Origin of the sequence: uncultured Algibacter sp. (assembly GCF_947495925.1) — a bacterium.
GTDB lineage: Bacteria > Bacteroidota > Bacteroidia > Flavobacteriales > Flavobacteriaceae > Algibacter_E.
Window position 1 is genome coordinate 189,190 of the sequence record NZ_CANMAU010000001.1, and the last position, 25,314, is coordinate 214,503.

Annotated in this window: 16 protein-coding genes; 4 read left to right on the forward strand and 12 right to left on the reverse strand. The window is 34.5% G+C overall.

Translation table 11 applies throughout. The features are described 5' to 3' along the window. Positions 1 to 4: 4 nt before the first annotated feature. On the reverse strand, positions 5 to 541 hold the full coding sequence (gene msrA / locus Q0857_RS00850) for a peptide-methionine (S)-S-oxide reductase MsrA (RefSeq protein WP_298530788.1): 537 nt from the start codon (positions 539 to 541) through the stop codon (positions 5 to 7). Then, positions 534 to 995 (reverse strand): peptide-methionine (R)-S-oxide reductase MsrB, encoded by a 462-nt coding sequence (gene msrB / locus Q0857_RS00855; protein ID WP_298530789.1) that lies wholly within the window; start codon positions 993 to 995, stop codon positions 534 to 536. Before msrB ends, msrA begins: the two co-directional genes overlap by 8 nt. A gap of 206 nt (positions 996 to 1,201) precedes the next feature. Between msrB and Q0857_RS00860 the strand changes: the two genes are divergently transcribed. Then, the gene (locus Q0857_RS00860; protein WP_298530790.1) at positions 1,202 to 2,401 is read left to right on the forward strand and encodes a Pycsar system effector family protein; all 1,200 of its coding nucleotides are present in this window, start codon (positions 1,202 to 1,204) and stop codon (positions 2,399 to 2,401) included. Position 2,402: 1 nt separating this feature from the next. Here Q0857_RS00860 and Q0857_RS00865 read toward each other — a convergent pair whose 3' ends face one another. From Q0857_RS00865 to Q0857_RS00910, 10 genes are all read right to left on the reverse strand, one after another. Beyond that, entirely contained in the window at positions 2,403 to 4,775 is a 2,373-nt protein-coding gene (locus Q0857_RS00865) for a GAF domain-containing protein (RefSeq protein ID WP_298532140.1), read from the reverse strand. A 188-nt stretch (positions 4,776 to 4,963) separates the two neighbouring features. Continuing rightward, the gene (locus Q0857_RS00870; protein ID WP_298530791.1) at positions 4,964 to 6,616 is read right to left on the reverse strand and encodes an alpha-amylase family glycosyl hydrolase; all 1,653 of its coding nucleotides are present in this window, start codon (positions 6,614 to 6,616) and stop codon (positions 4,964 to 4,966) included. A 3-nt stretch (positions 6,617 to 6,619) separates the two neighbouring features. Next, entirely contained in the window at positions 6,620 to 8,497 is a 1,878-nt protein-coding gene (locus Q0857_RS00875; protein WP_298530792.1) for an alpha-amylase family glycosyl hydrolase, read from the reverse strand. 3 nt (positions 8,498 to 8,500) lie between these two features. Beyond that, positions 8,501 to 9,472, reverse strand: a complete 972-nt coding sequence (locus Q0857_RS00880; RefSeq protein ID WP_298530793.1) for an alpha/beta hydrolase-fold protein — start codon at positions 9,470 to 9,472, stop codon at positions 8,501 to 8,503. Between the two features lie 2 nt (positions 9,473 to 9,474). Next, positions 9,475 to 11,451 (reverse strand): glycoside hydrolase family 13 protein, encoded by a 1,977-nt coding sequence (locus Q0857_RS00885; RefSeq protein ID WP_298530794.1) that lies wholly within the window; start codon positions 11,449 to 11,451, stop codon positions 9,475 to 9,477. Positions 11,452 to 11,461: 10 nt separating this feature from the next. Continuing rightward, complete coding sequence (locus Q0857_RS00890) at positions 11,462 to 13,579, reverse strand: glycoside hydrolase family 97 protein (protein ID WP_298530795.1); 2,118 nt, start codon at positions 13,577 to 13,579, stop codon at positions 11,462 to 11,464. Between the two features lie 27 nt (positions 13,580 to 13,606). Next, positions 13,607 to 15,916 (reverse strand): glycoside hydrolase family 65 protein, encoded by a 2,310-nt coding sequence (locus Q0857_RS00895; protein WP_298530797.1) that lies wholly within the window; start codon positions 15,914 to 15,916, stop codon positions 13,607 to 13,609. Then, complete coding sequence (pgmB, locus tag Q0857_RS00900; RefSeq protein WP_298530799.1) at positions 15,888 to 16,586, reverse strand: beta-phosphoglucomutase; 699 nt, start codon at positions 16,584 to 16,586, stop codon at positions 15,888 to 15,890. Before pgmB ends, Q0857_RS00895 begins: the two co-directional genes overlap by 29 nt. Positions 16,587 to 16,590: 4 nt before the next feature. Further along, on the reverse strand, positions 16,591 to 17,952 hold the full coding sequence (locus tag Q0857_RS00905; RefSeq protein WP_298530800.1) for an MFS transporter: 1,362 nt from the start codon (positions 17,950 to 17,952) through the stop codon (positions 16,591 to 16,593). A 176-nt stretch (positions 17,953 to 18,128) separates the two neighbouring features. After that, on the reverse strand, positions 18,129 to 19,202 hold the full coding sequence (locus tag Q0857_RS00910; RefSeq protein ID WP_298530801.1) for a LacI family DNA-binding transcriptional regulator: 1,074 nt from the start codon (positions 19,200 to 19,202) through the stop codon (positions 18,129 to 18,131). Positions 19,203 to 19,542: 340 nt separating this feature from the next. Between Q0857_RS00910 and Q0857_RS00915 the strand changes: the two genes are divergently transcribed. From Q0857_RS00915 to Q0857_RS00925, 3 genes are read left to right on the forward strand one after another with little or no spacing between them, the layout of a single operon-like run. Further along, positions 19,543 to 22,536, forward strand: coding sequence for a TonB-dependent receptor (locus Q0857_RS00915; RefSeq protein WP_298530803.1), 2,994 nt, complete (start codon positions 19,543 to 19,545; stop codon positions 22,534 to 22,536). A gap of 10 nt (positions 22,537 to 22,546) precedes the next feature. Next, positions 22,547 to 24,169, forward strand: a complete 1,623-nt coding sequence (locus Q0857_RS00920) for a RagB/SusD family nutrient uptake outer membrane protein (protein WP_298530805.1) — start codon at positions 22,547 to 22,549, stop codon at positions 24,167 to 24,169. Between the two features lie 13 nt (positions 24,170 to 24,182). Then, positions 24,183 to 25,310 (forward strand): SusE domain-containing protein, encoded by a 1,128-nt coding sequence (locus tag Q0857_RS00925; protein WP_298530807.1) that lies wholly within the window; start codon positions 24,183 to 24,185, stop codon positions 25,308 to 25,310. Positions 25,311 to 25,314: the final 4 nt, after the last annotated feature.

A 25,314-nucleotide genomic window follows, 5' to 3' on the forward strand; every position in this document is an offset into this window, starting at 1 on the left:
CTAATCACTTCAACTTATCTGCATGAAGCTTACGTAATTTGGCCAACTTTGGAGTGATTACGAAACTACAGTAGCCTTGCGCTTGATTATTCCTGTAATAATCTTGATGTTCTTTTTCTGCTTCATAAAACACATCTAAAGCTTTTATTTCTGTAACAACTGGGTTTTCATAATAAGACGCAACCTCCTTCAAAACAACCTCCGCAATTGCCTTTTGCTTATTGTTATGATAATAAATCACCGACCGATATTGCGTACCCCTATCCGCTCCTTGCCTATTTAAAGTTGTAGGATCGTGCGTGGTCATAAAAATTATTAGAATTTCTTCATACGAAATCACATCCGCATCAAAAGTAACCTGAACCACTTCCGCATGCCCTGTAAGTCCCGAACAAATTTCGCGATATGTTGGATGCCCAGGCGCATTTCCCCCTGAATACCCGGAAACACCCAATTCTACACCTTTCACTTCTTGAAATACAGCTTCTGTACACCAAAAACATCCACCTCCCATAGTGGCTAGTTGCAAATTTTTATTCATTTTCGACCTCCTTAGTTTCTAATTTCATCGATTCTGAATTAATGCAATACCTTAACCCACTTGGCTCTGGCCCATCTGGAAACACATGTCCCAAATGCCCATCACAGGTATTACACATCACCTCAACACGCACCATTCCAAAGGTGGTATCTCGTTCATATTTAATAGCATTTTCTTTAATAGGCTGGGTAAAACTAGGCCAACCGGTACCAGAACTAAATTTAATAGTAGAATCGAACAACGGTGTATTACAACACACACAATTATACTTGCCTTCGTCATAAATTGAACAAAGCACTCCACTATGAGGCCTTTCTGTACCCTTAAGCCTGGTAATTCTATATTGCTCTGGAGTTAATAAAGCCTTCCATTGGCTTTCTGATTTTTTCACCCGTTGGTCTGGAGTTGGATTTCCATTTACGGAAAAACTAATGACTTCTTTCCAAGTTAGCATAAAATGTTTCCTTTCTTTTTTTAGTTAATTATTATATGCTTTTGAATATAAAGGTAGTCGAAATTACATTCAAAAAATTACATTCCTTAATAGTTTGCACATTTTGATAGCATTTATGAAATTTTCGACCAATTAAACCGTTAACCTAATTCAAAACCTAAATCCTTAAAGTTTTAGTATTTTTACTTTATAAACAATGTTAACTCATGGAAAAGCTTATTGTTGAGGCCGAAAAATTCACAACTAAATTACTAAACGAGGAGTTAGACGCTTCTTTTCTATACCACAATTTAACGCATACACAGCGTGTTGTAGAAAAAGCACAGTTGTTGGCTGAACAATCAAATTTAACTGAGGTTGAAAAAAATCACGTTACACTTGCGTCATGGCTTCATGATACAGGTTACACAAAGGACATAAAAAACCATGAAGAAGAAAGCGTTAAAATTGCCAAAACATTTTTAAAAGAGCAAGAATGTCCTGAAAAGGATATCGAAATTATCTGTGATCTTATTTTAGCAACCAAAATGGAGTACACTCCTAAAAGTAAGTTAGAGAAAATAATAAGAGATGCAGACTGCTCGCATATAGGAAGCAAAACGTATCTTGAAGTATCAGAACTTCTAAAAAAAGAATGGGAATTAACTTGTAACAAACACTTAACAGAGGCTGAGTGGCTTGATGAAAATATAGCATTCTTATCCACCAAACATCGTTTTAACACAACAGAAGCCGCTTTAAATTGGGACAAACGAAAAGGTAAAAACATTTCTGAATTATTAAAAGCCAAGAAAAAATTAGACGCCGAAAACAGAAAGGCAAATCAGAAAAAAGACGCTTTAAGCTTTAAAAAAAATAAGGTGGAATTACCAGAGCGTGGTATAGAAACTATGTTTAGAGTAACACTAAAAAACCACATGGAACTTAGTAATATTGCTGATACAAAAGCCAATATTTTACTTTCTGTTAATGCTATTATAATATCTATGGTTTTATCTAATTTGGTTTCAAAATTGGATAATGCATCCAATGCCTATCTTATTATACCAACTGTAATTTTTGTACTATTCACCGTGGTATCAATGATATTATCCATTCTTGCAACTAGACCAAATATTACCAGTGGAAAGTTTACAAAAGATGATGTGGCAAATAAAAAGGTTAATTTATTATTCTTTGGTAATTTTCATAAAATGAGCCTTAATGACTTCGAATGGGCCATGAGTGAGATGATGCAAGATAGAGACTACCTATATTCCTCAATGAAAAAAGATCTATATTTCCTAGGTTTGGTTTTAGATAGAAAATATAAAATACTTAGAATTACCTACTCAGTGTTCATGGTTGGTATAATTATAAGTGTTTTAGCTTTTGCAATTGCTTTCCAAAGTGTTGAGATTGGATAGATTACACTTTAATTTCCTTCATTAAATCATCATAAGTATAGAAATCTTTATCATCTTCAGTTTTGTGATAAAGCACACTTACACGAATAGCTTTAAGTCCTGTAACAGCCTGTAAATCCTGTAACTCTACAATCTCAATATCAGTATCTAAATAATGTTTAGATTGCAAAAATTTAATGTATCCTAAATACTCTCTTTCATCGTGTTTTTGCGAATAAACTATAGTAATCTTACCTTTCTCGGTTACTCTTTTCTTAGTACCCTTAATAAAAGCTTTATCTACACGTTTTTTAACAATTTCATACCGTGCATTATATGTACCATCAACATCAAACTGTTTTTCATCCATTCTGAAACTAATAGATAGAGGTTGATTAAAAACTAAAATCATGGAGGCTACATCAAGTTGTATCGGAAATTCAGATTGCTTTTGATAATAAGCATTTTCCATTTCACACATGACCTGAAGCTGCCATAACCTTAAGTTGTATAAGAATATTGGATTAAAGCTATCTTCTTTAGTAATAGATTCTCCAATATACATGTTATGCTCAACACCATCCGTTTTGAAACGTTCAAAAAAGTGAGGGTACATAGCCTGAGCATCAACTTGTTTTTCATCTAAAAGCGACGCCATTTCTCTATTTATTTTAGCTATGGTATCATCGTAGTCCTTTCTATGTAAATAAAAGGTATTCCCTTTTTTGTCGATGCGTTCAAAATACGCATCAATTTCGTCTTTTAAGGCATAAGACGATCTCACATGCTTAAACACTGGTTCGATATCTTCTTCTAAAAACGACGAAATTTGTTGTTCACTATCTACTTGAAAATTCTTATTTATATCTTCTAAGTAATCATTTATCTGATAAACAAGTTGTTCAAATATGGGCAAATCGTTTATTTGTGAAGCTTTTTCAAATAACGTTCTAGCTGCACTTAACTGCAGTGTTAAATCTAGTTTTGTAGCTCTATTTCTGGCCTCTGAAGACCCTTTAATGTCAATCTGCCCATATAGTGGATAAATGTCATCGAATGCTATTTTCTTAAAACTAGGTTTTTCTCCATTAAGACCTGCTTTTATAAAATTTTTAGCTTCTTTAGCAAAACGCCATTTAACACTTGGGTGTACCGCAGTACATTCCTGCTGTATTATAGCTTCAATTAAATTTTCCTCTTCGCTTTTAGAACGTTGCACTGCCGACACAATAAACGGCATAACATCTATTAATTTATTAGCATTTATACTATTAAGCACCTTTGCCTGATTTGAAACAATTTCAATAATCCCCATCAATCCATTTTCATCAGCTATAGGGGCAAAAATAGCACTCTTAATACCTTGATTATACAAACTTTTTATATGGGGCGCACATGCATTTCCTTCTAAATACACTCGATCCACATCAGATACTGAAAAATATTTATTTTCGGTTAATAACCTTTTATAAGACCATTTGCACAAAGCATCTCCGCAGGTTTTACTCTCCAATTCTCCGAGAAGGAAACTTTGCATTCCTGCACCGTACACCCGTTCAAAAACGTCCTCATCTTCATTATATATAGAAAAACCAACCTTAATGTCGTTGATACCAAAAAGAGATCTAAAAATATCATGGAATTCTCCCATGAAATCTTCATCCTTTCTCTTTTCCTCTCCTATAAGGGTGGTTTTAATATTTGATATGGATTGATCGTCCGTTACATCAAAAATATTTGATATTACAAAACCTTTGAAATCGTAACTGTTGGGAGGGAATTTTTCTTTCCAAAGTTCAATGTTTTCAAAATTATCAAGCAACTCATCATAATCGGCTTGAGTAATTTCTTTAGCATTTTCTTTAGGAACTATTTCACAAAAATCCGCATTATATAGTATTTTGTAAAACCTTAAAATACCATTTTCATCAGGAATTTCATAATAAAAAGGTCTTTTAAAACTTAAATTAAAACCATAACAAAAATTCAAGATAATGGTACAGGCTATGATATAAACATCATCCTGAGGCATGTTCTTCATCTGTAATTCAAATCCATCACCAGCAGTTTTAAGAATAGAATTAAAACGCTCTGAAGAATTAAATGTAAAATTGTGAAAAGGGACGGAAGCTGTTTTTATCTCATTCTTCGTTAAAAGAGGACTAAATGAATCCTGTAAAATACTTTTTATCTCGTGCTTTCTAGTCTCAAGAATAGAAATCTCGCTAAATCCATCACGTAATTCTGGGTATTTCTCAGCAATTTGCAGAACATATTTTGCTCTATTAACTGCAAATTCATCATCACTTTTAGCTAAAGCTTCATACTTCTCTAAAAGTTTATTAAAGCTTATTTTAAGCTCTAACGGCGAATCAATGTTATCATTAATATCCATCATATGACTATCCTTAAAATACAAATTTACAAATTATTGATTTAGTCGGTATTAATAAGACTTCATAACAACCAAAATGTTACAAAAAGCAACCCATATTTCGAAGGTTATTTTTCAAGAAAAAAGTCTACTTAACCTAGTACGAGTTTATTCGCCCGTTATTTCAAAAAAATAAGTGAAGTGTATTCTTAAAAAGTTTCTAACAGCAGTATATTATAAGGAGAATCTATCGTTGCTGTTCCTTTCTCAACAGTAGTATTTACATCTGAATATGCATCACGAATTTGATCACCATTTTTAAATACCTGAGACACATCTATTGTTTTTACACCCGCTGGTAAATTTAAACCCACAAGTACCTCATCCTTAAAATTATCCTTAGAATACCTCCGAACAAACACATAAGGGATGTTTGAAACCAATTTATGAGATCCAGCCCCTATTGCGGGATGACTCGCCCTAAACCTGCCTAGTTTCTGCCAATGTCTTAAGATACTTTGTGTTTTTTCTTCATTTTGAATGTCACTCCAGTTCATAAAAGAACGCAATGTGGCATCACCTACTGTATTTTCAATAACCAAAGAACGAGCAGATTCATCGCCATAATATACTTGAGAAGTTCCTGGACATAGTAACAATTTAGTTGCCGTCTCAAAAGACTTTTCTCTTTTAGCATCAAAAGGTTGCCCATCATCATGAGAACTTAAATAATTTAAAACACCGTATCCTTTTAAATCTGAATTTAATATATATGAATATTTTGCAAATAACTCTTCGGTTTGTAATTGCGCCGCATTCCACTTCATTTCAAAATTGATAAGTCCATTAAAAGCGTTATCAAAATAGTTGACTTTTTTATCTCCAAAATCAAATGCTTTAGAAGCAGAGATTCCGTAATTATAGACTTCACCTACTAAATAGAAATTGTTATCATCAAGAACTTTTTCGGGATTACTTTTTTTAAATTCAGTAAATGCAAAATCACATTCTTTTTTAAATTCTTGCCATACATTTTCTTCTACATGCTTAACCGTATCCACTCGATAGCCGTCAATTCCAAATTCTGTTATATAATCAGTAAGCCATTTCATGATGTAAAAACGAGGTGCTCGCGGATGCCTTGTTCTCTTGAAAAAAGCATCTAGCTCTACTATTTCTTGTTTATATCTGCCCTCAGATTTCCACTTATTAATAAGTTGTTCAGGTAATTCTACCACATCATTACTTTCTGTTTTAATATCTGGAAGGTTTTTTACCAAGGTACAGGTAATAGTATTTTCATAAGTTTTATAATCGCATTGGGGCGTTGTGCGAACCCATTCATTTGGCCATGCAGTATCTTTGGGCGTCACTGGGCCTGTATGGTTTATTACTGCATCTAACAAGATTCTAATTCCATGTTTGTGGGCAATTTCAACTAACTCAGCCAAATCCTCTTTTGTTCCAAAATTTGGATCTATCGCAGTCCAATCTCTTGTCCAATACCCGTGAAATCCATATGTTAAACCCGTTCCCTCGTCTGTACCGCCATGATTTTGCTCTACAATTGGTGTCATCCAAATGGCATTGATTCCTAAATATGTAAAGTAACCTTCTTTTATTTTCTGAGCAACACCCTTAATATCACCTCCTTTAAACCCCCGAAGCTTTCCTGTTTTATTATTTCTTTCGAAATTAACATCATTGGAAGCATCTCCATTATTAAACCTATCTGTTAACAAGAAATAAATGTTCGCACCTTCCCAAACAAAAGGCACCTTGGACTTTTCTATTGAATTTTCTTTTTTATTCTCACAGTTAAAAAAAACCATGCATATTAATAGAACCAATACGTACTTCATGACTTATTGAATTTTTAAGATAAAAGACTCTAGTACTCCTAATTTTAATCTGATCGTTCCGGTTCCTTTTTCAATTTGCAAATTGCCGTTAAAATCATGATATAATTGGTCTACAACTTTAAATGATTTATTTCCTAACGCCCATTTTCTAATGACGTTCTCGGGGATTTTTAACTCAAGCTCATATCCTTTTTCATCATCAAAATTTGAAACGATTATGAGGCGTTCTTTATCACTCCAGCGAACAAACGACAATACTTTATCGTTATAATTTTCAGTATGCTCTCGATTGTATTCATGAATATCTTGATAGTCTCCGACTAAAGCAGAACTATTTAAAGAGAAATTTAATAATCGCTTATAAAAATCTCTCAAAGCTTTCTCGCTGTCTGTTAACTGACCGCCATCAAATTGTTTGTTATTTACCCAACGTTGATAAGCAGGGATACCTACATAATCAAAAATAGATGTTCTGGTTGGCGCACCAAATCCAGCATCTTCAGAACCATCTTCACCAACTTCCTGTCCAAAATACACCATAGTTGGAGATGTTGAAGAAGTTGCAGAAACCACCATAGCAGGTTTTCCTTTGTCCGCATTTCCAGCAAAACCTGGGCTCGCCAAACGTTGCTCATCATGGTTTTCTAAAAAATGTAGCATGTGATGCTCGATATCCTTTAAATCGTCAAGAATTGGCGGGATATTGTCAGTTTTACCTTTGCCTTGCATTACACTTTTAATGGTATCGTATAGCTGCACCTTATCATACAGATAATCCATTTTTCCTTTTCTGATATAATCTCGGTAGAGTGATGGATTGTAAACTTCAGCTAATAAAAAAGCTTCAGGATTCTGCATTTTAATAGATGAGTTCATAAAACTCCAAAACTCAACAGGTACCATTTCTGCCATATCGTAACGAAAACCATCAATACCCATATCCAACCAATACAAGGCAATATCTCTAAATTTAATCCAAGAATTAGGAACCTTTTTGTCCTTCCAAAATTTAAAGTGGTTCTTGTAATTTTCATTTTGAAATCTTTCCGGAAGTTCATCAAAACCCTTTTTCCCATCAGGAGACACCCCATAATTCACTTTTACAGTTTCGTACCAATCATTCATATCAGGTTGAGACAACCTAGAACCATTCCCCGTCCATTTTGCTGGTTGTTCAGGAAAAACGTCATCTTGAAGAATAGCCTGTTCTCCTCCTAGAGGTAAATAGCCGTCTTTCCAAACTGGAACTTTAAAAGCCTCCTCTGGGTTGTAATAAAAGTTATTATTTACATGATATGCGAGAGAAACATCATCCTCTTCACCAAAATCTTTCACCCCTTTTGGCTTAGAAATACTTTTATAATTCCTAGCCACATGATTTGGCACAATATCGATAATCACTTTTAACCCAATTCTATGCGTTCGTTTTATAAGTGCTTGAAATTCTACTAACCTGTTATCGACATTCACCGCCAAATCCGGGTTCACATTGTAATAATCTTTAACAGCATATGGAGAACCGGCACGCCCCTTCACTACATCTGGGTCATCATTTGAAATACCATATTTAGTATAATCATTTATAACAGCATGATGAAGAATACCTGTATACCAAATATGACTAACTCCCAAGTCTTTTATTTCTTTTAAAGCTGTCTCGGTAAAATCATTGAATTTCCCAACACCATTTTCCTCAATGGTTCCCCAAGCTTTATTTATTGTATTTGTATTTCCAAACAATCGCGTAAATACCTGATAAACTACCATTTTCTTCTTAGTTGTTTTAACGCCTTCTGAAGTTCTTACAACCACCTTTTTTTCTTCTTCACAACTAAGACCAACGACCATTAATACAATAAAAATGTGTTTTATTAATTTCATTTATTATTCTTTCAATAAGAAAACTAAAGGAATACCTAACCGCTTATTCCAAGCATTTTCAGAATGATTAGTTCCTTCAAATTTCAAGTTTTTAAAACGATCCTCATGATAACCTTTTGAAATCATAATTTCGTCAACTTTTGGTGCATATTGTGGGTAATAAGCATCAAGAGTTTCTGTACCATAGTCAAAATAGATTTTATGGGTTTTACTCTGTGGCAGGTTAGTCTCCATATATTTAAAAATAGCCCATGGAAGCGGGTTATCTTCAACCGGGCCAGCTCCAGGCCAGTGCGTTGAAATACATGCTGCACCACTAAACACTTCCGGGTATTCACAAATGGCATACATACTCATTAAGCCTCCCATACTTGACCCCATAACAAAGGTGTTTTTTTTATTTTTATAAACCGAAAATTCGGTATCTACTATAGGTTTTAATTCTTCAACTAAGAATTTTAAATAATTATCACCATTAAGTTTATTCCCTTCTTTAATATGATTCTTTTGTTGATTAATTTTGGTTTTTTCTGCTTCAGACAGACAATTGAAAGCTTTTTGTGGAAATAAATCTTGCCATCTTTCCGCCTTTATATTATGAATAGCCACAACAATAAAATCAACTGTTTCACCTTTATGCATCAATTTTGAAGACCATTCATCGACCTTCCATTCTTGCTTATTCCAAGTGGATGTAGAGTCAAATAACATTTGACCGTCATGCATGTACAAAACTGCATACTTTTTCTCATTTGAATAATTTTCTGGTAACCAAACATCAACAGGTCTGGACGTAACATATTTCGACGGCAAACTATCAAATCGCATTAATTTACCATTAGACAACCGTGCTTCTGGATAATTTTTAAAAAGCTTTTTATCTTCTACCTTTATCTCTTGAGAAATTGTTTTATGCGATTCATTTTTGCAAGCAATGAACACCATAAAAACACAAATTAACAGCAACTGTTTCATACTTATATTTTAGTAGTTAAAATTGTGCTTCCTTTTTCTTTAAGAGTGATATTATCTCCCCAAAAAAATTGATAATCCGTAATAATGTTTTTAATCGCTTTTCCTTTTAAACCCATTTCTTCAAACCTGTTTAAATCTATTTCGATCGGCTCTTCATTTTTATTAATTATATGAACCACAGTTTCGTCTTCAGAAACTCTAAACAGAACATAAACACCATTTATAGGAGCAAAATGAATCGTTTTCCCGTTATGAATAGCCTTACTTTGCTTTCTGTAATTCAGTACCTTTTTAAGGTATAACTGCATGTCTTTTTGATTATCCTGTAATCCTTCACCTGTAAACGCATTAATAGCATCGCCTTCCCAACCTCCAGGAAAATCTGTACGAATTAGTCCATGGTCTCCAGGTTTATCAAAGTCGTGCATTAAAATTTCTGTTCCATAATAAATTTGTGGAATTCTAGGTAAAGTCAATATATAACCCAAAGCCATTTTTGTATTTACCACATCTCCTTTTAGTTGTGTAAAAATCCGACTCATATCATGATTATCAGGAAAAACCATGATATCTTTTGGTTTTACATAAGTGAAATCGTTTGCCAAAGCTCTATAAATTTCAATTAAGCCGGTACCCCAAGTTTCATCTTCATTAAGTCCGCTTACTATTTTTTCTTGGATCGCAAAATCCATCGGAGATTTCAAGTTTGAATTATAACCATCTTTATTAGGGTTTCCTTGTTGCCAATAGGCAATTAATAGGGGGTTACTTGTCCATTCTTCTCCAACAATACTAAAATTCGGATATTCATTCATAATTTCACCAGCCCAACGACTCATAAAATCTTTATCTGGGTATGGATAAGTATCCTGACGAATACCTCCCAGATCGGCAGTTTCAATCCACCAAATACTATTTTGAATGGTGTATTTAGCCATAAACGGATTTCGTTGATTTAAATCTGGCATTGCCGAAACAAACCAGCCTTCACTCATATTCTTTTTATCAATTTCAGAGGCATATATATCTTGATTTGTGGTACGTCTGTGATTTGTAGTGATACTTTTGCTTCCATCCCAATTATCAATATTATCTTCATAATGTGCCTGATGATTTATCCAGTCTTTAAAAGGCAAATCCTTTATCCACCAATGCTCAACTCCACAGTGGTTTGCGACTTGATCCATAATAAGCTTCATGCCTTTTTTAGACATTTTAAAAGATAAACTTTTGTAATCCTCTATGGTTCCAAAACGCGGGTCAATTTCATAAAAGTCGGTCATAGCATACCCATGATATGATCCTTGAGGCATATCATTGGTAAGCAGCGGACAAGGCCATATTGCTGTAAACCCTAAATCTTCAATATAATTTAAATGATTAATGATTCCTTCAATATCCCCTCCATGACGGGCATAGTTATCAGACCTATCAATGGTTTTCTCATTAAGAGTTTCAACAACATCGTTTCCAGGATTACCATTTGCGAATCTATCAGGAGTTATTAAATAAATAGCATCACTGCTATCAAAACCAATGTAATCTTCGGCTGGCTTTACTCGTGATTTCAATTCATAAGTTTGGACTAAGTTGTCCTCTGCTTCCTTTTTAAAAATGATATTAAATTTTCCTGCTTTCGTAGTTCCTTCTATTTTTAAATCTATAAATAAGTAATTTGGACTATCTGCTTTATTTACCTTTACTATGGATACTCCAGCATAGGAAATTTCAGGAGTTCTTTCAGAAATTTTGGGATGATGCACTAAAAGCTGAAGTGTTTGGTTTTTAAAACCTACCCACCAATTTAGAGGTTCAACACGGTTAATATCGTTTTCCTCTACTATAGCTGATGCACTTTCAGATTCAGCCTGATTCATATCACTTTGTTTTTTACAAGATAAATTTAAAGCAAATACGAAAATTATCCCAACCAAAATAGATTGCTTTACTTCTTTTTGATTTCCTAAACAAACTCTCATAGCAATTGTTTTATTTAATTTCCTTTATACTAATAGCATACCCACCACCAGAGGCTGATGTTAAGTTTAGTTTGGACTTACTTGTCACTTTTTTTGTCTTTATGGTATAGGCTTGAGGATTGGTTTTATAATGTGCATCCTTGGCATCGGCATAAATAGTAGCCGTATATTTTTTACCTTTTTCGAGAAAATCTAATTTTATATTGGATGTTCTTGATGTAGTTCCATTAACATTACCAACAAACCAATTATTTTCACCTTTTTCCTTTCGAGCAACAGTAATGTAATCCCCAGGTTCTGCTTCTAAATACAAACTTTCATCCCAATCGATTGCCACATCTTTAATAAACTGAAAAGCATCTAAGAATTGCTCGTAATGCTCAGGCAAATCGGCTGCCATTTGTAACGGACTATACATAGTAACATATAATGCCAATTGATTGGCAAGGGTACTATTTACATGTGAGTTGTTATCAGGATTTAACTTACTAATATCCATTTCAAAAATCCCTGGTGTATAATCCATTGGACCTCCAATTAACCTTGTAAACGGTAATACTGTAACATGATTTGGCTTTGAACCACCAAAAGCCTGAAACTCTGTTCCTCTTGCCGATTCGTTTCCAATTAAATTAGGGTAGGTTCTACAAATTCCTGTTGGTCTAACAGCTTCATGCGCATTAACCATAACCTCATATTCAGCTGCTTTTTCAATAGCATATTGGTAATGATTGACTATCCATTGACTATAATGATGTTCGCCTCTTGGTAAAATATTACCAACATAACCACTTTTTACGGCGTCGTACCCATGGTCTTTCATAAATTGATAAGCCTTATCCATATGGCGCTCGTAATTTCTGGTAGAGCCAGAAGTTTCATGATGCATTATCATTTTTACGCCTTTTGATTTGGCATATTCATGAATAGCTTCAACATCAAAATCAGGATATGGCGTAACAAAATCAAACACATAATCTTTTGATTTTCCGAACCAATCTTCCCAGCCTTCATTCCAACCTTCAACTAAAACCCCATCAAAACCATGTTCTGAAGCAAAATCGATATAACGCTTTACTTTGGTATTGTTAGCAGAATGTTTAGCACTTGGTTTTACTTTGGAAAAGTCTGTTACTCCCAATTGAACCGAAGGCACATCATCTGTATACGCCCAAGAACCTTTTCCTGTAATCATCTCCCACCAAACCCCAATATATTTAACAGGCTTTATCCAAGATGTATCTTCTATAACGCAAGGTTCGTTTAGATTTAAAGTCATTTTTGATGCTAGAATATCACGAGCATCATCACTTACCATAATAGTTCTCCATGGCGAATTGCAAGGTGCTTGCATATACCCTTTATCTCCATTGACATCTGGGGTTAACCAAGATTCAAAAACCATAGTCTTATCATCTAAATTAAGATGCATACATGAATAATTGATTAATGCGGCTTCATGTAAATTAATGAATAAGCCTTCATCTGTTTTCATCATTAAAGCCGTCTGTACACCCGTTTTTGAAAACTGTTCCTGAGACGCGTTATCGCTATATGCCTTATCAAAATTTTGACTTATTTCGGATAATTTCGATTTAGTATAATCGTATTCTTGAGTATCATAATCTCCTGGGATCCAAAAAGCCGTATGGTCTCCCGTCATAGCAAACTGCGATTTCTCATCTTTAATAACAAAATACACCAAATTCTCTTGGGAAGGGAATTCATATCGAAACCCTAAACCTTCATTAAACAGTCTAAAACGAATTAACATTATTCTATCTGTTTCTTCTTGTTTTAAACTAACTGCCAACTCATTATAATGATTTCTAATTTCTTTTTCCTCACCCCAAACTGGAATCCAGGTCTCATCAAAAGTTAAATTCTCAGTACTTAAAATTGTGAAGTCATTCAATAAAGATTTTTCATCGTGTTTTAATTCTAAACCTAAATGACTTTCCTTAATAACTTCCTGATTTTTATAGGACAATTGATAGGTAGGCATGCCATTGTTTTTCAATGAAAAACTCATGATTAATTCCCCATCGGGAGAAATCAATTCTTGTGCACGTATAAAGCTAAAAAGCGACAGGTATACCGCTAAACTTAATATATATTGAAATTTCATCTTTCTAATTTTTATATTAAATAGTTTTTAAATCACCGCTTTGAGTTCCTTATTTTTAAGCATTAATGCTTTATTATTTACAAGAATTTCAAAATCATTACCGCTTATCATTTCAAAAATCACCTCCTCTTGCGTGATGCTAATCTTTAAAATATGATTTCTAAAGTTCACCTTAAATGAAAAGCCATTCCATTGTTTAGGAATTTTTGGTGTAAAAGAGAGTTTATTATCTGTAACACGCATACCTCCAAAACCTTCAACAATACTCATCCAAGTTCCTGCCATCGAAGTAATATGTAAACCTTCATGTACTTCATGATTATAATCATCTAGGTCTAGCCTTGAAGTACGCAAATAGAACGTATAAGCTTGCTCCATTCTATTTAATTTTGCTGCCTGAATACTATGAACACAAGGCGACAAAGAGCTTTCATGCACTGTAAAAGGCTCATAAAAATCAAAATGACGTTCTAATTCTTCGTTTGAAAATTGGTCCTCAAAAAGATAAAACCCTTGAAGAATATCAGCTTGTTTAATATAGGGAGAACGCAAAATTCTATCCCAACTCCATTTTTGATTTATTGGTCTTTCTGATTTTAATAAATTTTCAACCGAAATTAATTCTTTATCTAAAAAGCCATCTTGTTGTAAATACACCTGATTCTTTTCGGAATAAGGGAAATACATATTATCAGCAACGGCTTTCCAAAGCGCTAGTTCTTTTTTAGAAAGCTTCACTTTTTTAGCTATTCTAGAAAAATCTGAAGCAAAATCAGACTCCACTTTTTCGATTTGCTCCAACGTATAATTGATACACCATTTAGCCAAATAGTTCGTATACCAATTGTTATTAACGTTGTTCTCATATTCATTAGGACCAGTTACACCAAGGATAACATATTGGTTTTTATCAGATGAAAACGTGGCACGCTCTTGCCAAAAACGGGCAATTCCAATTAAAACTTCTAGTCCCTTTTCTGGGACATAACTATAATCTCCGGTATATCTACAATAGTTATAAATAGCAAAAGCGACAGCTCCATTTCTATGAATTTCTTCAAAAGTAATTTCCCATTCGTTATGGCATTCTTCACCATTCATGGTCACCATAGGGAATAAAGCTGCTCCATTTTTAAAGCCCAATTTTTGAGCATTTTCAATAGCTTTATCTAAATGATTATAACGGTATTCTAAAAGTGTTCTTGCTACTTTCTGGTCTTTTGTTGCCATGTAAAACGGTATGCAATAAGCTTCTGTATCCCAGTAAGTGCTTCCTCCATATTTTTCACCTGTAAAACCTTTTGGCCCAATATTTAGTCTAGAATCTTTACCTAAATAAGTTTGGTTTAATTGAAAAATATTAAAACGAATACCTTGTTGCGCTTTTACATCTCCATCAATGGTAATATCAGCCATATCCCAAATTTTAGCCCACGCTTGTTTTTGGTCATTAAGCAACAAATTGAAGCCTTTTTTGAGTGCCGTCTTTAGCACTTTTTTTGATGCTGCTACTAATTGTTTTTTATCATGATTAGTATCTACAACATAGCCTCCATACTTTTCTATAGTATAGCTTTCGCCTTTCTTTACAGGATGCGCATAACTAAAAGAAGCATAGGTGGCATCGGCTTTTATATGAGGTTCGATTAATACTGTTTTGCCATTTATAAAAACTTTAGATTCCATAAATGTACAGATATGAAAATCTGTTTTCATAGTCTTAGCTTCAATAAAAGCCTGATGATTTTTGTGTCTTACATTTAAAGTATCCCAAAATTTATCATCCCAATTAGTATCTTCATTGGTAATTCCAGAATCCAAATAAGGTTGAAAAATAATTTCAGCATCATTATTCAGTGGTACGACCTTGTATTGAATAGCACCTAATTCATCTAAATCTAAGCTTAAAAAACGCTTTGCAGAAACCTCAACTTGAATACCATTTTGGAGCGTTGCTTTAAAATATCTAGACAACCAACCCTCCTGCATGTTAAGCTCTCGTTTAAAACCGTCTACGGATTTACAAGTACATAAATCTAATGATTCACCATTTACTAAAACGTTAATTCCTATCCAATTTGGTGCGTTCAATACTTTGGCAAAGTATTCCGGATAGCCGTTTTTCCACCAACCCACTCTAGTTTTATCAGGATAGTAAACCCCTGCAATATAACTTCCTTGAAACGTATCTCCTGAATACTGTTCTTCAAAATTGGCACGTTGCCCCATGGCTCCGTTTCCTAAGCTAAATAAGCTTTCGGAAGACTTTACTTGTTTTGCATCAAAACCTTCCTCTATGATAGACCAATTATTTGGTTTTATATAATCTTGATTCATTATTCTTCAATATTTTTTCTGAAATAACTTTTGTAAAGAAATCTTCTGGTATTTCAGTTAAATTGTTAAAATTAAAATCGGCTTCATGAAGTGTTTTCGCATCTCCAATCCCGATTGAAATCATATTTGCGATATTTGCGGCTTCTACGCCAGCAATAGCATCTTCAAAAACAATACAATTTTCTGGTTTTAAATGGAGTTTTTCTGCACCAATTAAAAACACTTCAGGGTCTGGTTTGGCTTTAGAAACGCTATTTCCATCCACAATACCTGCAAATCTTTCAAATAGATTGACTTGTTCTAAAATTAATGGTGCATTCTTACTTGCTGAACCTAACACATAGGCTATCCCTAAATCGTCCAAAACATTTAGAAGCTTGCTTGCTCCTGGCAAAATTTCCTCAGGACCCATTTTTGTTATATAACCTAAGTAATCTTTATTTTTACTGATTAAAAGGTCTTCCTTTTTTTCTTCCGAAAGTTTTACATTTCCAATATCAAGCAGAATTTCTAAAGACCGCACGCGACTTACGCCTTTAAGTAATTCGTTATGCGTTTCGGTAAACTCGAAACCTAAATTATCAGCAAGGTTTTTCCATGCCAAAAAATGATACTTTGCGGTGTCTACTATAACCCCGTCTAAATCGAATATAACTCCTATATTATTCATTAAATTATGATTGAATTACATCGTCAACATCTTTCACTTTGAATACTAAAGATGCAGCGATTAAAAAACTAACCCCACTCATTACCAATGCAAATATGGCTTCGTTACCATAAGCATATTTTACAAGTGGGCCGCCAATTAAAGCATTGATTATTTGTGGAATTACAATGAAGAAATTAAAAATCCCCATATAAACACCCATTTTTTTGGGTGAAATAGAGCCGGCCAAAATAGCATATGGCATTGCCAAAATACTTGCCCAAGCAATTCCGATACCAATCATGGAAAGGATAAGCCAATTCTTATCTGGCATAACGTAAATAGACAATAAGCCTAAACCACCTATAATAAGTGATATAGAATGTGTTTTTTTACGCCCAATTTTCTTTGCTATATGTGGCAATGCAAAAGCATAAAACGCAGAAACGAGATTATATACTCCAAAAAGAATACCTACCCAATCACCGGCATCTTGATAACTAGAACTACTACTATCTGCGTGTGATAAGCCAAAAGTATGCTGAGCTATCGCAGGTGTTGCAAACACCCACATCCCAAAAAGACCAAACCAAGAAAAGAATTGCACCCAACTTAATTGACGCATGGTTTCTGGCATTTTCTTAAAATCTTCAAAAATATCCAGTAGGCTTGATTTTTCTTCTTCGCCTTCTTTTTTTATCACTTCAGAATGGGCTTGCTCATCCTCAAAACTTGCTAATTCGTCAGGAGAATATTCTTTAGTGGTTGTAACCGTTACTAAAATGGAAACTATTAAAATAATGGCTCCAATAATAAAAGATAACACCAAATTAAACGGAACGGTACCCTGAATAGTTTCATTAGATACACCGAACCAATTAGCTAATGCATACGGAAGCCACGACCCTATGACAGCTCCAAAACCAATAAGTGCAGTTTGCACACTAAATCCTAATGTTCTTTGGTCTGTTCTAAGATTATCACCAACTAAAGCTCTAAACGGTTCCATAGCAACATTAAAGGAAGCATCCATAATCATTAACATTCCCGCCCCAACCCAAAGTGCTGGAAGGAACGCAATAAAAATATCGGCTTGTGGCATAAGCACTAAACCAATAGAAGCCAATATTGCTCCCACAAGAAAATATGGTTTACGCCTCCCGAATTTGCTCCAGGTTTTATCACTATAATGTCCTATAATTGGCTGAACAATCAACCCCATTAAAGGTGCAATTATCCAGAACCAGGAAAGTTCATGAACATCAGCTCCAAAAATTTGAAGTATTCTGCTTGCGTTGGCATTTTGAAGGGCAAACCCCATTTGGATTCCCAGAAACCCGAAACTCATGTTCCAAATTTGCCAGAAACTTAATATACGCTTTTCCATTAAATAGTACTTTTAAATTAATACTATTTGATAAGCGACTATATACCTTTTAGCATATAACTAAATAGGTATTACTTATCAAAACTTATTGTGAGAAGTGAAAATATAAGTTTTGATTTCGAATCAAAGATATAAAAGAATTTTAATATTCCTAATTGTAAAATTCTGCTACGAAACTATTTAGTAGAATCTCTTTCAATAATTTCGGTCTCAATCACCATCTTTATAAAATCACGTTTTTGCTCGTTATTAGTAAAGTATTGCTCACTTTCAGCGTCCTCAGCTTCCAATCTATCAATCAATAAATTTGCAGATTGCTCACCAATTTTTTGCCCATGCTGACTTACTGTTGTTAGACTAGGTGTAGCATGTTTTGAGAGCACCCCATCAGTAAACCCAATAACTTGAATATCTTCGGGAATACTCAAGCCTATCTTTCTAGCCACCTTCATTGCTGTAACTGCATAAAGTTCATTTACAGCAAAAACCCCATCAATATTTGGGTTTGATTTAAAAAAGTGCGCTATTTCAGTTTCTAAAATCTCTAAATGATTCTCAACATCCAAGCTATCATCTATCTTAAGAATTAAGTTTGAATCGGGCACATATTTATGGGATTCTAAAGCTTCAAGATACCCTTGTGTTCTTAGTCTACCAACACTAACATAATCCATGGTAGTAATAAGGGCAATATTCTTGCATGTCTTTTCAATAAGCATTTCAACGGCTTTCACCGCACCTTTAAAATCATCAACAATTACCTTATCACAATCAACTTCGCTCACAACTCTGTCAAACATTACAATAGGAATACCTTGATTAATAGTCGCATTGAAATGATGGTAATCTTGCTTTAGTAGTGTTTCTTTAGAAATGGAAAGAATAAACCCATCAATACTACCATTGGCCAACAGTTCCATATTGATAATCTCTTTTGTAAAGGACTCATTGGAAAGACCAACAATTACGTTATACCCACGCCTATTAGCTACACGCTCTATACCCCTTATAACTGTTGAGAAAAAATGATGTACAATTTCAGGAATTAATATTCCAATAGTCTTAGTTTTTCTATTCTTCAAACTAAGTGCAATATTGTTAGGCCTGTAATTATATAGCTTAGCAAAGGCCTGTATTTTTTGCGTCGTATCTTCACTAATTTCTTTACTGTTGCTTAAAGCCTTAGAAACTGTGGATATCGACACATCTAATTCCCTTGCAATTTGCTTTAAAGTAATTTTTCTTTTCATTTATAAAGACCTAATAATTTCAGTTAGTACTTCTAATAAACTGTTAATCTTCTATTGCGAAGAACAGTACGCGTAAAACTGGAGTTTAAAGATGGTTAAGTTACTTCAAAAAACCACAATTTCAAACTGTTTAAAAAAGAAACTACAATATTCCAGTACGATTTTAAAATGCGTTTTTTTCAAAATATAAACAAAAAACCGAAAAGTTGTCAACACGAAAACGTTTTCGCTAAGAATTTCGTAATATGAAATTACTTGTTTACAATTTCTTTACATAAGTTTGACCCGAGGAGTGAAAATATAAAGAACTAATTAAAACATTTTAAATTAAACTAATTATATGAAAACAACTACTAAAAGTATTCTGTTTTTTATGCTGGCTCTGCCGGTCTTTATGTTTGGTCAAACAAGCATTAAAGGAACAGTTACTGAACAAGGCACATCTATTCCGTTGCCAGGGGTTAACGTTATTGTAAAAGAAACAACTAACGGCACGGCAACAGATTTTGATGGAAACTATGTCATTGAAGCCAATGAAGGCGATGTTTTAGTTTTTTCTTATGTTGGTTACCAACAAATAGAAATAACGTATACAGGACAAAGTTCATTAAACGTTGAACTAACTGAAGATACTGCTCAACTTGATGAGATTGTTATTATTGGTTATGGTTCTACAACTAAAAAGGATGCCACCGGCTCTGTAGAATCTATTACACAAGAAGACTTTACTAAAGGTAACATTGTTACTGCTGAAAATTTAATTAGTGGTCGTGTTTCTGGTGTTACCGTAAATACTAGTGGAGCTCCAGGTTCTGGAACTCAAATTCGAATTCGAGGTGGATCATCCATTAATGGGTCAAATGATCCTTTAATTATTATTGATGGCTTACCAATTTCTAATGATGGAGTAACTGGATCTAGAGGTGTTTTAGCCTCTATCAATCCAAACGATATTGACTCGTTCTCTGTTTTAAAAGATGCTTCTGCAACTGCTATTTATGGCTCTAGAGCATCAAACGGGGTTATTATTATTGTGACCAAAAAAGGTAAGTCTAGTTTTAGTGCCACTTTTGATGCTCAGGTAAGTTTTGGTAGCTTAACTGACGATATTGACGTATTTAACGGAGATGAGTATAGAGCACTGATTGCATCTCAACCTCTTGAACCTGGAACAACCCTTGATCCTGATAACGTCTTGCTGAATTTCAGACGTCCTGACGGTACAATTGATGATACAATTAGCACGGATTGGCAGGATCAAATTTTTAGAAATACAGTCTCTACACAATATAACGCCTCTATGCAAGGCGCCTTATTTAATGCAGTACCTGCAAGATTTTCTTTTGGTTATACCGACCAACAAGGTGCTTTAAAAACCTCAGAGTTTAACAGAAGAAATTTAAGTCTGGCCTTAAACCCTTCTATGTTAGACGATCATTTAAAAATTAGCCTTAATGCAAATTTAGCATTTGAAGACAACAGATTTGCTGATGCTGGTCAAATTGGAGCGGCAATGAGATACGATCCAACAAAACCCATATACGACCCATCTTCACCTTTTGGAGGATATTACCAACATATCATCGACAGAGAAAACAACATTGTTGCGAATGGAACAACTAATCCATTCGCCTCACTTATGCAGCGTAATAATACTGGGGATGCTAACAGGTTTTATGGTAATTTAAATTTTGACTATAAATTCCATTTTTTACCAGAATTAAAAGCTGTTGTTAATTTAGGTATTGATGAAACGAAATCTAAAGGTTATGATATTTCAGATAGGTTAGTACCTACAACAGATACAGATCAATTATTTAAAGGGTCTTATAAAGAGAACAATCAAAAAAGGACAAATGCTTTGTTAGATGGTTACCTAAACTATAAAAAAGACTTTGACACCTTTACTGGTGAACTTACCGCTGGTTATTCATATCAGAAATTCGAAAATAATGGCATCAATGGTAGGAACACTCGTGATCCGTTAAGCGTTGATGATGTTTATGCCGATCCTGATGTTGTATTGATAGGATTTTTTGCAAGAGCCAATGCAACTTTCTTAGACAAGTATTTGGTAACATTCACTTACAGACGTGATGGAACTTCTCGATTTAGCAAAGACAATCAGTGGGGTAACTTTCCTGCTGCAGCCGTTGCATGGAATATGAGCGAAGAAGATTTCTTAAAAGATTCCAATACGATTTCTAACCTGAAGCTTAGAGCAAGTTATGGTATCACCGGACAACAATCTATTTCCCAAAAAGACATTTTTCTTAACAGATATAGAGCTGGTAGAGCAGATTCGCAATATCAATTTGGCAATAATGTAATTTCATCACTAATTGCCTCAGAGATTAATCCAGATTTAAAATGGGAGGAAACTACAACCTTCGAAGTTGGTGTTGATTACGGGTTATTTGATAACAAACTATCAGGATCTTTAAACTACTTCAATAAAAATTCTGACGATCTTTTATTTGAAGCCGCTGTTGCAGATGGTACTAACTTTTCTAATAGTGTGATTCAAAACATTGGAAAACTTAATATTCAAGGTGTTGAATTCGCCTTGAATGCTGATGTTATTAAAAAAGAAGATTTAACGCTTAACTTTAATTTTAATGCCACATTCTTGAAGAGAGAGATGAAGGAATTAGCTCTTGGACAAGATGTTAGAACTGGTGGTATCGCGGGAGGAACTGGAAACAACATTCAGATTCATCGTCAAGGTGAGGCACCAAACTCTTTCTATGTATTCAAGCAATTATATGATAATTCTGGAAACCCTATTGAAGGCGCTTATGCCGATTTAAATGGAGACAACGTTATCAATGACGAGGATCGTTATGTTAAAGAAAATCCTGGAGCTAACGCTAACTTCGGATTTCAATCGAGCTTATATTATAAAAATTTCGATTTTGCCTTTAACTTAAGAGCCAATTTAGGAAACTATGTTTACAACAATGTGAAATCTTCAAAAGCACAATACGAATTACTACAAGATAATGCTGTTTTAGGTAATATTCCTAAATCTGTACTCGAAACACAATTCAAAAGAACTGCAGATGTGATTATATCTGATATTTACGTTGAAAACGCATCATTCTTAAGAATGGATAACCTTACGCTAGGTTATACGTTTAGCGATATTACTAAAAGCTTAAGTAGTATTAGAATATGGGGAGGTGTTCAAAACGTATTCACTATTACAAACTACAGTGGTTTAGATCCTGAAGTTACAGATAACGATTCTGATTTAACGTTAACTCAAGGTATTGACAACGTTGTATATCCAAGACCAAGAACGGTTCTTGTTGGAGCTAACTTTAAATTTTAAAAAATTAACTATGAAAGCAAAATTTAATATACAAAAAACACTTGGTTTCATCTATCTTTTAGTAATGGTATCATTATCATCATGTACTGATGATTTAAATATCACACCAAAAGATGACCAAACCATTTTAAGCGAAGACTTATTTAAAGATGAGTCGTCATACAAACGAGTACTGGGTGGTATTTATGCTAACCTTGCCCTAACTGGAACCGATGGTGCAGAAAGCTCAAACTTAAAGAATATTGATGCAGGTACCAGTCAATTTGGTCGTGTATTACTTTATACACAAACACTCGCGGCAGATCAAATGATCTGGTCTTATGAAAACGATCCAGGTACCAGAGAAATTCAAAGAAACATTTGGACTGCTCAAAACCCTTTATTATTAGGAATGTTCAGTAGAGCTCACCTATCAGTAGCATTAGCAAATAACTTTTTAAGAGAAACGACTGATGAAGCTTTAGACAGCCGAGGTGTTTCCGAATCAACAAGAAATGATATTGTTGCTTATAGAGCTGAAGCTAGGTTAATGCGAGCAATGGCCTTCTACTATTTGATGGATCTATTTGGAAAAGCAAACTTTACTGATGAAAACACTCCCTTGAATTCTCAGCCAGAGGTTTATGAAAGAAGCCAATTATTTTCTTTTATAGAGTCTGAATTAAAGGATATTGACGCTGATTTAATCTCTTCAAGGCAAAATGAATACGGAAGAGCAGATAAATCTGTAGCATATATGATTTTAGCAAAAATCTATTTAAATGCTGAAGTTTATCTGCAAGATGATAATTCTGCTGATAAAGATAGATATGATGATTGTATTAGCTATTGTGAAAAAATTATTGGAGGCGGCTATATTTTAGCTTCTAACTACTTGCACAACTTTATGGCAGATAACAATACAAATTCTGCTGTAAATGAAATTATCTTTCCAATTGTTTCGGATGGTGTAACCACTCAAAACTATGGCCCAACAACCGTTATGATTAATGGATCTGTGGGGAGCTTAGAAATAAATGGAGCTGAAGTTGGAGTTGGAGATAGCGGCTGGGGTGGCGCCCTAAGAGTTAGAAAACAGTTTGCAGAACTGTGGGGAGCTGCATTTGACAGCGATGATCGTAACACAATTATTAGTGGAGAACGAAATATTGACATTGATGATATTTCGAACAAAGATTCAGGCTATATTATCCAAAAGTATTCTAACGCTACTTCAACAGGAGATTTTGGTGCGGACAAAACATTTGTAGATACCGATTTCCCTTTATACAGATTAGCCGATGTATACCTAATGTATGCCGAGGCTCATTTAAGAGGTGGAGGCGGTTCTTTATCAACGGCTGTTGATTATATAAATGCCTTAAGAACAAGAGCCAATAACCCTAACACAATATCTTCTGGGGATTTAGCCTTAGATTTCATTCTTGATGAGCGTTCAAGGGAGTTGCACTGGGAAGCGCACAGAAGACAAGATTTAATTAGATATAAAAGATATACCGGAGGAAATTATAACTGGGCTTGGAAAGGAAACGGAAGTAACGGCATAGCCATTCCTAGCGATTTCGATGTATACCCAATTCCTGAAAGCAGTATAGCAGCAAACCCTAACCTTACTCAAAACGATGGGTACTAAAACAAGATAAACAATGAAATATTTGAAAAACATATCAATTTTAATGCTAACGGTATGCTTATTTGTGCTCGTTAGTTCCTGTGACGATGATTCTGACAAGTTTGTTGCTAACGAAACATCGCCTGTGCAATTGTCAGAGTTGACAATATCGGAAATAGAACTGGACCCTGTTAACACTAACAATCCTGCAGTAACCTTTAATTGGTCTAGGGCCGACTATGGGCAACCTGCGGCCGTTAGATACAATGTTGAAATTTCATTTGACGCCGATTTTACAAATACGGTAATCGCCACAACCATTAGTGGAAACAATACAGCAACCTTATCTGTAGGAGAACTAAATTCTGCCGCGGGTTCTGTGGGGGCTCCTGCTTTCGACTGGAGTACTATATACGCAAGAATAACTTCCTCTCTTGGAACTCAGGACGGTTTACCAGTAGATTCAAACAGTATTAGTTTCATGGTTTATCCTTACTTTAATTATCCATTTGATGATTACTATTTAGTAGGGAATGGCACTGCTCCAGGTTGGAATAACAATGACAATAACCCAGCTTTGTTTAGAGATAGTGATAACCCAAGCTTATATTACTATACTGCATATTTCAGTAATGATGATGGCGATTATGGTAATGGAAGGTGGAAAGTTCTGGAAGAAAGAGGTTTATGGCAACCACAGTGGGGTGTTACAGATGATGAAGGTAGCGATGATCCTAAAACCAGTGGTGAAATAGCGGGTAACCCAGGAACTCAAGGAAGTGATCCAGGTCGTTTTGGAGTTGCAGCAAGCGGTTACTACGAATTTACTTTTAATATTTCTACTAAGAAATATACTACCGAAGCTTATGATGCTTCTGGAGCTACAGAGTTTACAAGCATGAGTATTCAAGGTGCTGCCTCTGAAACTACTGCCATGACACAGTCAACTTTTGATGCACACATCTGGAATATTCCTAGTATAAGATTAGTACCTGGAGAATTACAATTTCTGACTAACACGGGTTCAACTTGGGGAAGTTCTACTGCATTTTCTGGAGTTGCTCAAGAAGGCGGAAGTATTCCTGTTGTAGTGGAAGATGATTACGAAGTCTGGTTTAACACATTATCTGGTCGTTATATCATGATTCCGTTGAATTTATAATCAA

What these genes read in the sequence shown, in the direction of transcription:
- msrA (WP_298530788.1), bottom strand. Translation starts at nt 541, where the DNA reads ATGAATAAAAATTTGCAACTAGCCACTATGGGAGGTGGATGTTTTTGG.
- msrB (WP_298530789.1), bottom strand. Translation starts at nt 995, where the DNA reads ATGCTAACTTGGAAAGAAGTCATTAGTTTTTCCGTAAATGGAAATCCA.
- Q0857_RS00860 (WP_298530790.1), top strand. Translation starts at nt 1,202, where the DNA reads ATGGAAAAGCTTATTGTTGAGGCCGAAAAATTCACAACTAAATTACTA.
- Q0857_RS00865 (WP_298532140.1), bottom strand. Translation starts at nt 4,775, where the DNA reads ATGGATATTAATGATAACATTGATTCGCCGTTAGAGCTTAAAATAAGC.
- Q0857_RS00870 (WP_298530791.1), bottom strand. Translation starts at nt 6,616, where the DNA reads ATGAAGTACGTATTGGTTCTATTAATATGCATGGTTTTTTTTAACTGT.
- Q0857_RS00875 (WP_298530792.1), bottom strand. Translation starts at nt 8,497, where the DNA reads ATGAAATTAATAAAACACATTTTTATTGTATTAATGGTCGTTGGTCTT.
- Q0857_RS00880 (WP_298530793.1), bottom strand. Translation starts at nt 9,472, where the DNA reads ATGAAACAGTTGCTGTTAATTTGTGTTTTTATGGTGTTCATTGCTTGC.
- Q0857_RS00885 (WP_298530794.1), bottom strand. Translation starts at nt 11,451, where the DNA reads ATGAGAGTTTGTTTAGGAAATCAAAAAGAAGTAAAGCAATCTATTTTG.
- Q0857_RS00890 (WP_298530795.1), bottom strand. Translation starts at nt 13,579, where the DNA reads ATGAAATTTCAATATATATTAAGTTTAGCGGTATACCTGTCGCTTTTT.
- Q0857_RS00895 (WP_298530797.1), bottom strand. Translation starts at nt 15,916, where the DNA reads ATGAATCAAGATTATATAAAACCAAATAATTGGTCTATCATAGAGGAA.
- pgmB (WP_298530799.1), bottom strand. Translation starts at nt 16,586, where the DNA reads ATGAATAATATAGGAGTTATATTCGATTTAGACGGGGTTATAGTAGAC.
- Q0857_RS00905 (WP_298530800.1), bottom strand. Translation starts at nt 17,952, where the DNA reads ATGGAAAAGCGTATATTAAGTTTCTGGCAAATTTGGAACATGAGTTTC.
- Q0857_RS00910 (WP_298530801.1), bottom strand. Translation starts at nt 19,202, where the DNA reads ATGAAAAGAAAAATTACTTTAAAGCAAATTGCAAGGGAATTAGATGTG.
- Q0857_RS00915 (WP_298530803.1), top strand. Translation starts at nt 19,543, where the DNA reads ATGAAAACAACTACTAAAAGTATTCTGTTTTTTATGCTGGCTCTGCCG.
- Q0857_RS00920 (WP_298530805.1), top strand. Translation starts at nt 22,547, where the DNA reads ATGAAAGCAAAATTTAATATACAAAAAACACTTGGTTTCATCTATCTT.
- Q0857_RS00925 (WP_298530807.1), top strand. Translation starts at nt 24,183, where the DNA reads ATGAAATATTTGAAAAACATATCAATTTTAATGCTAACGGTATGCTTA.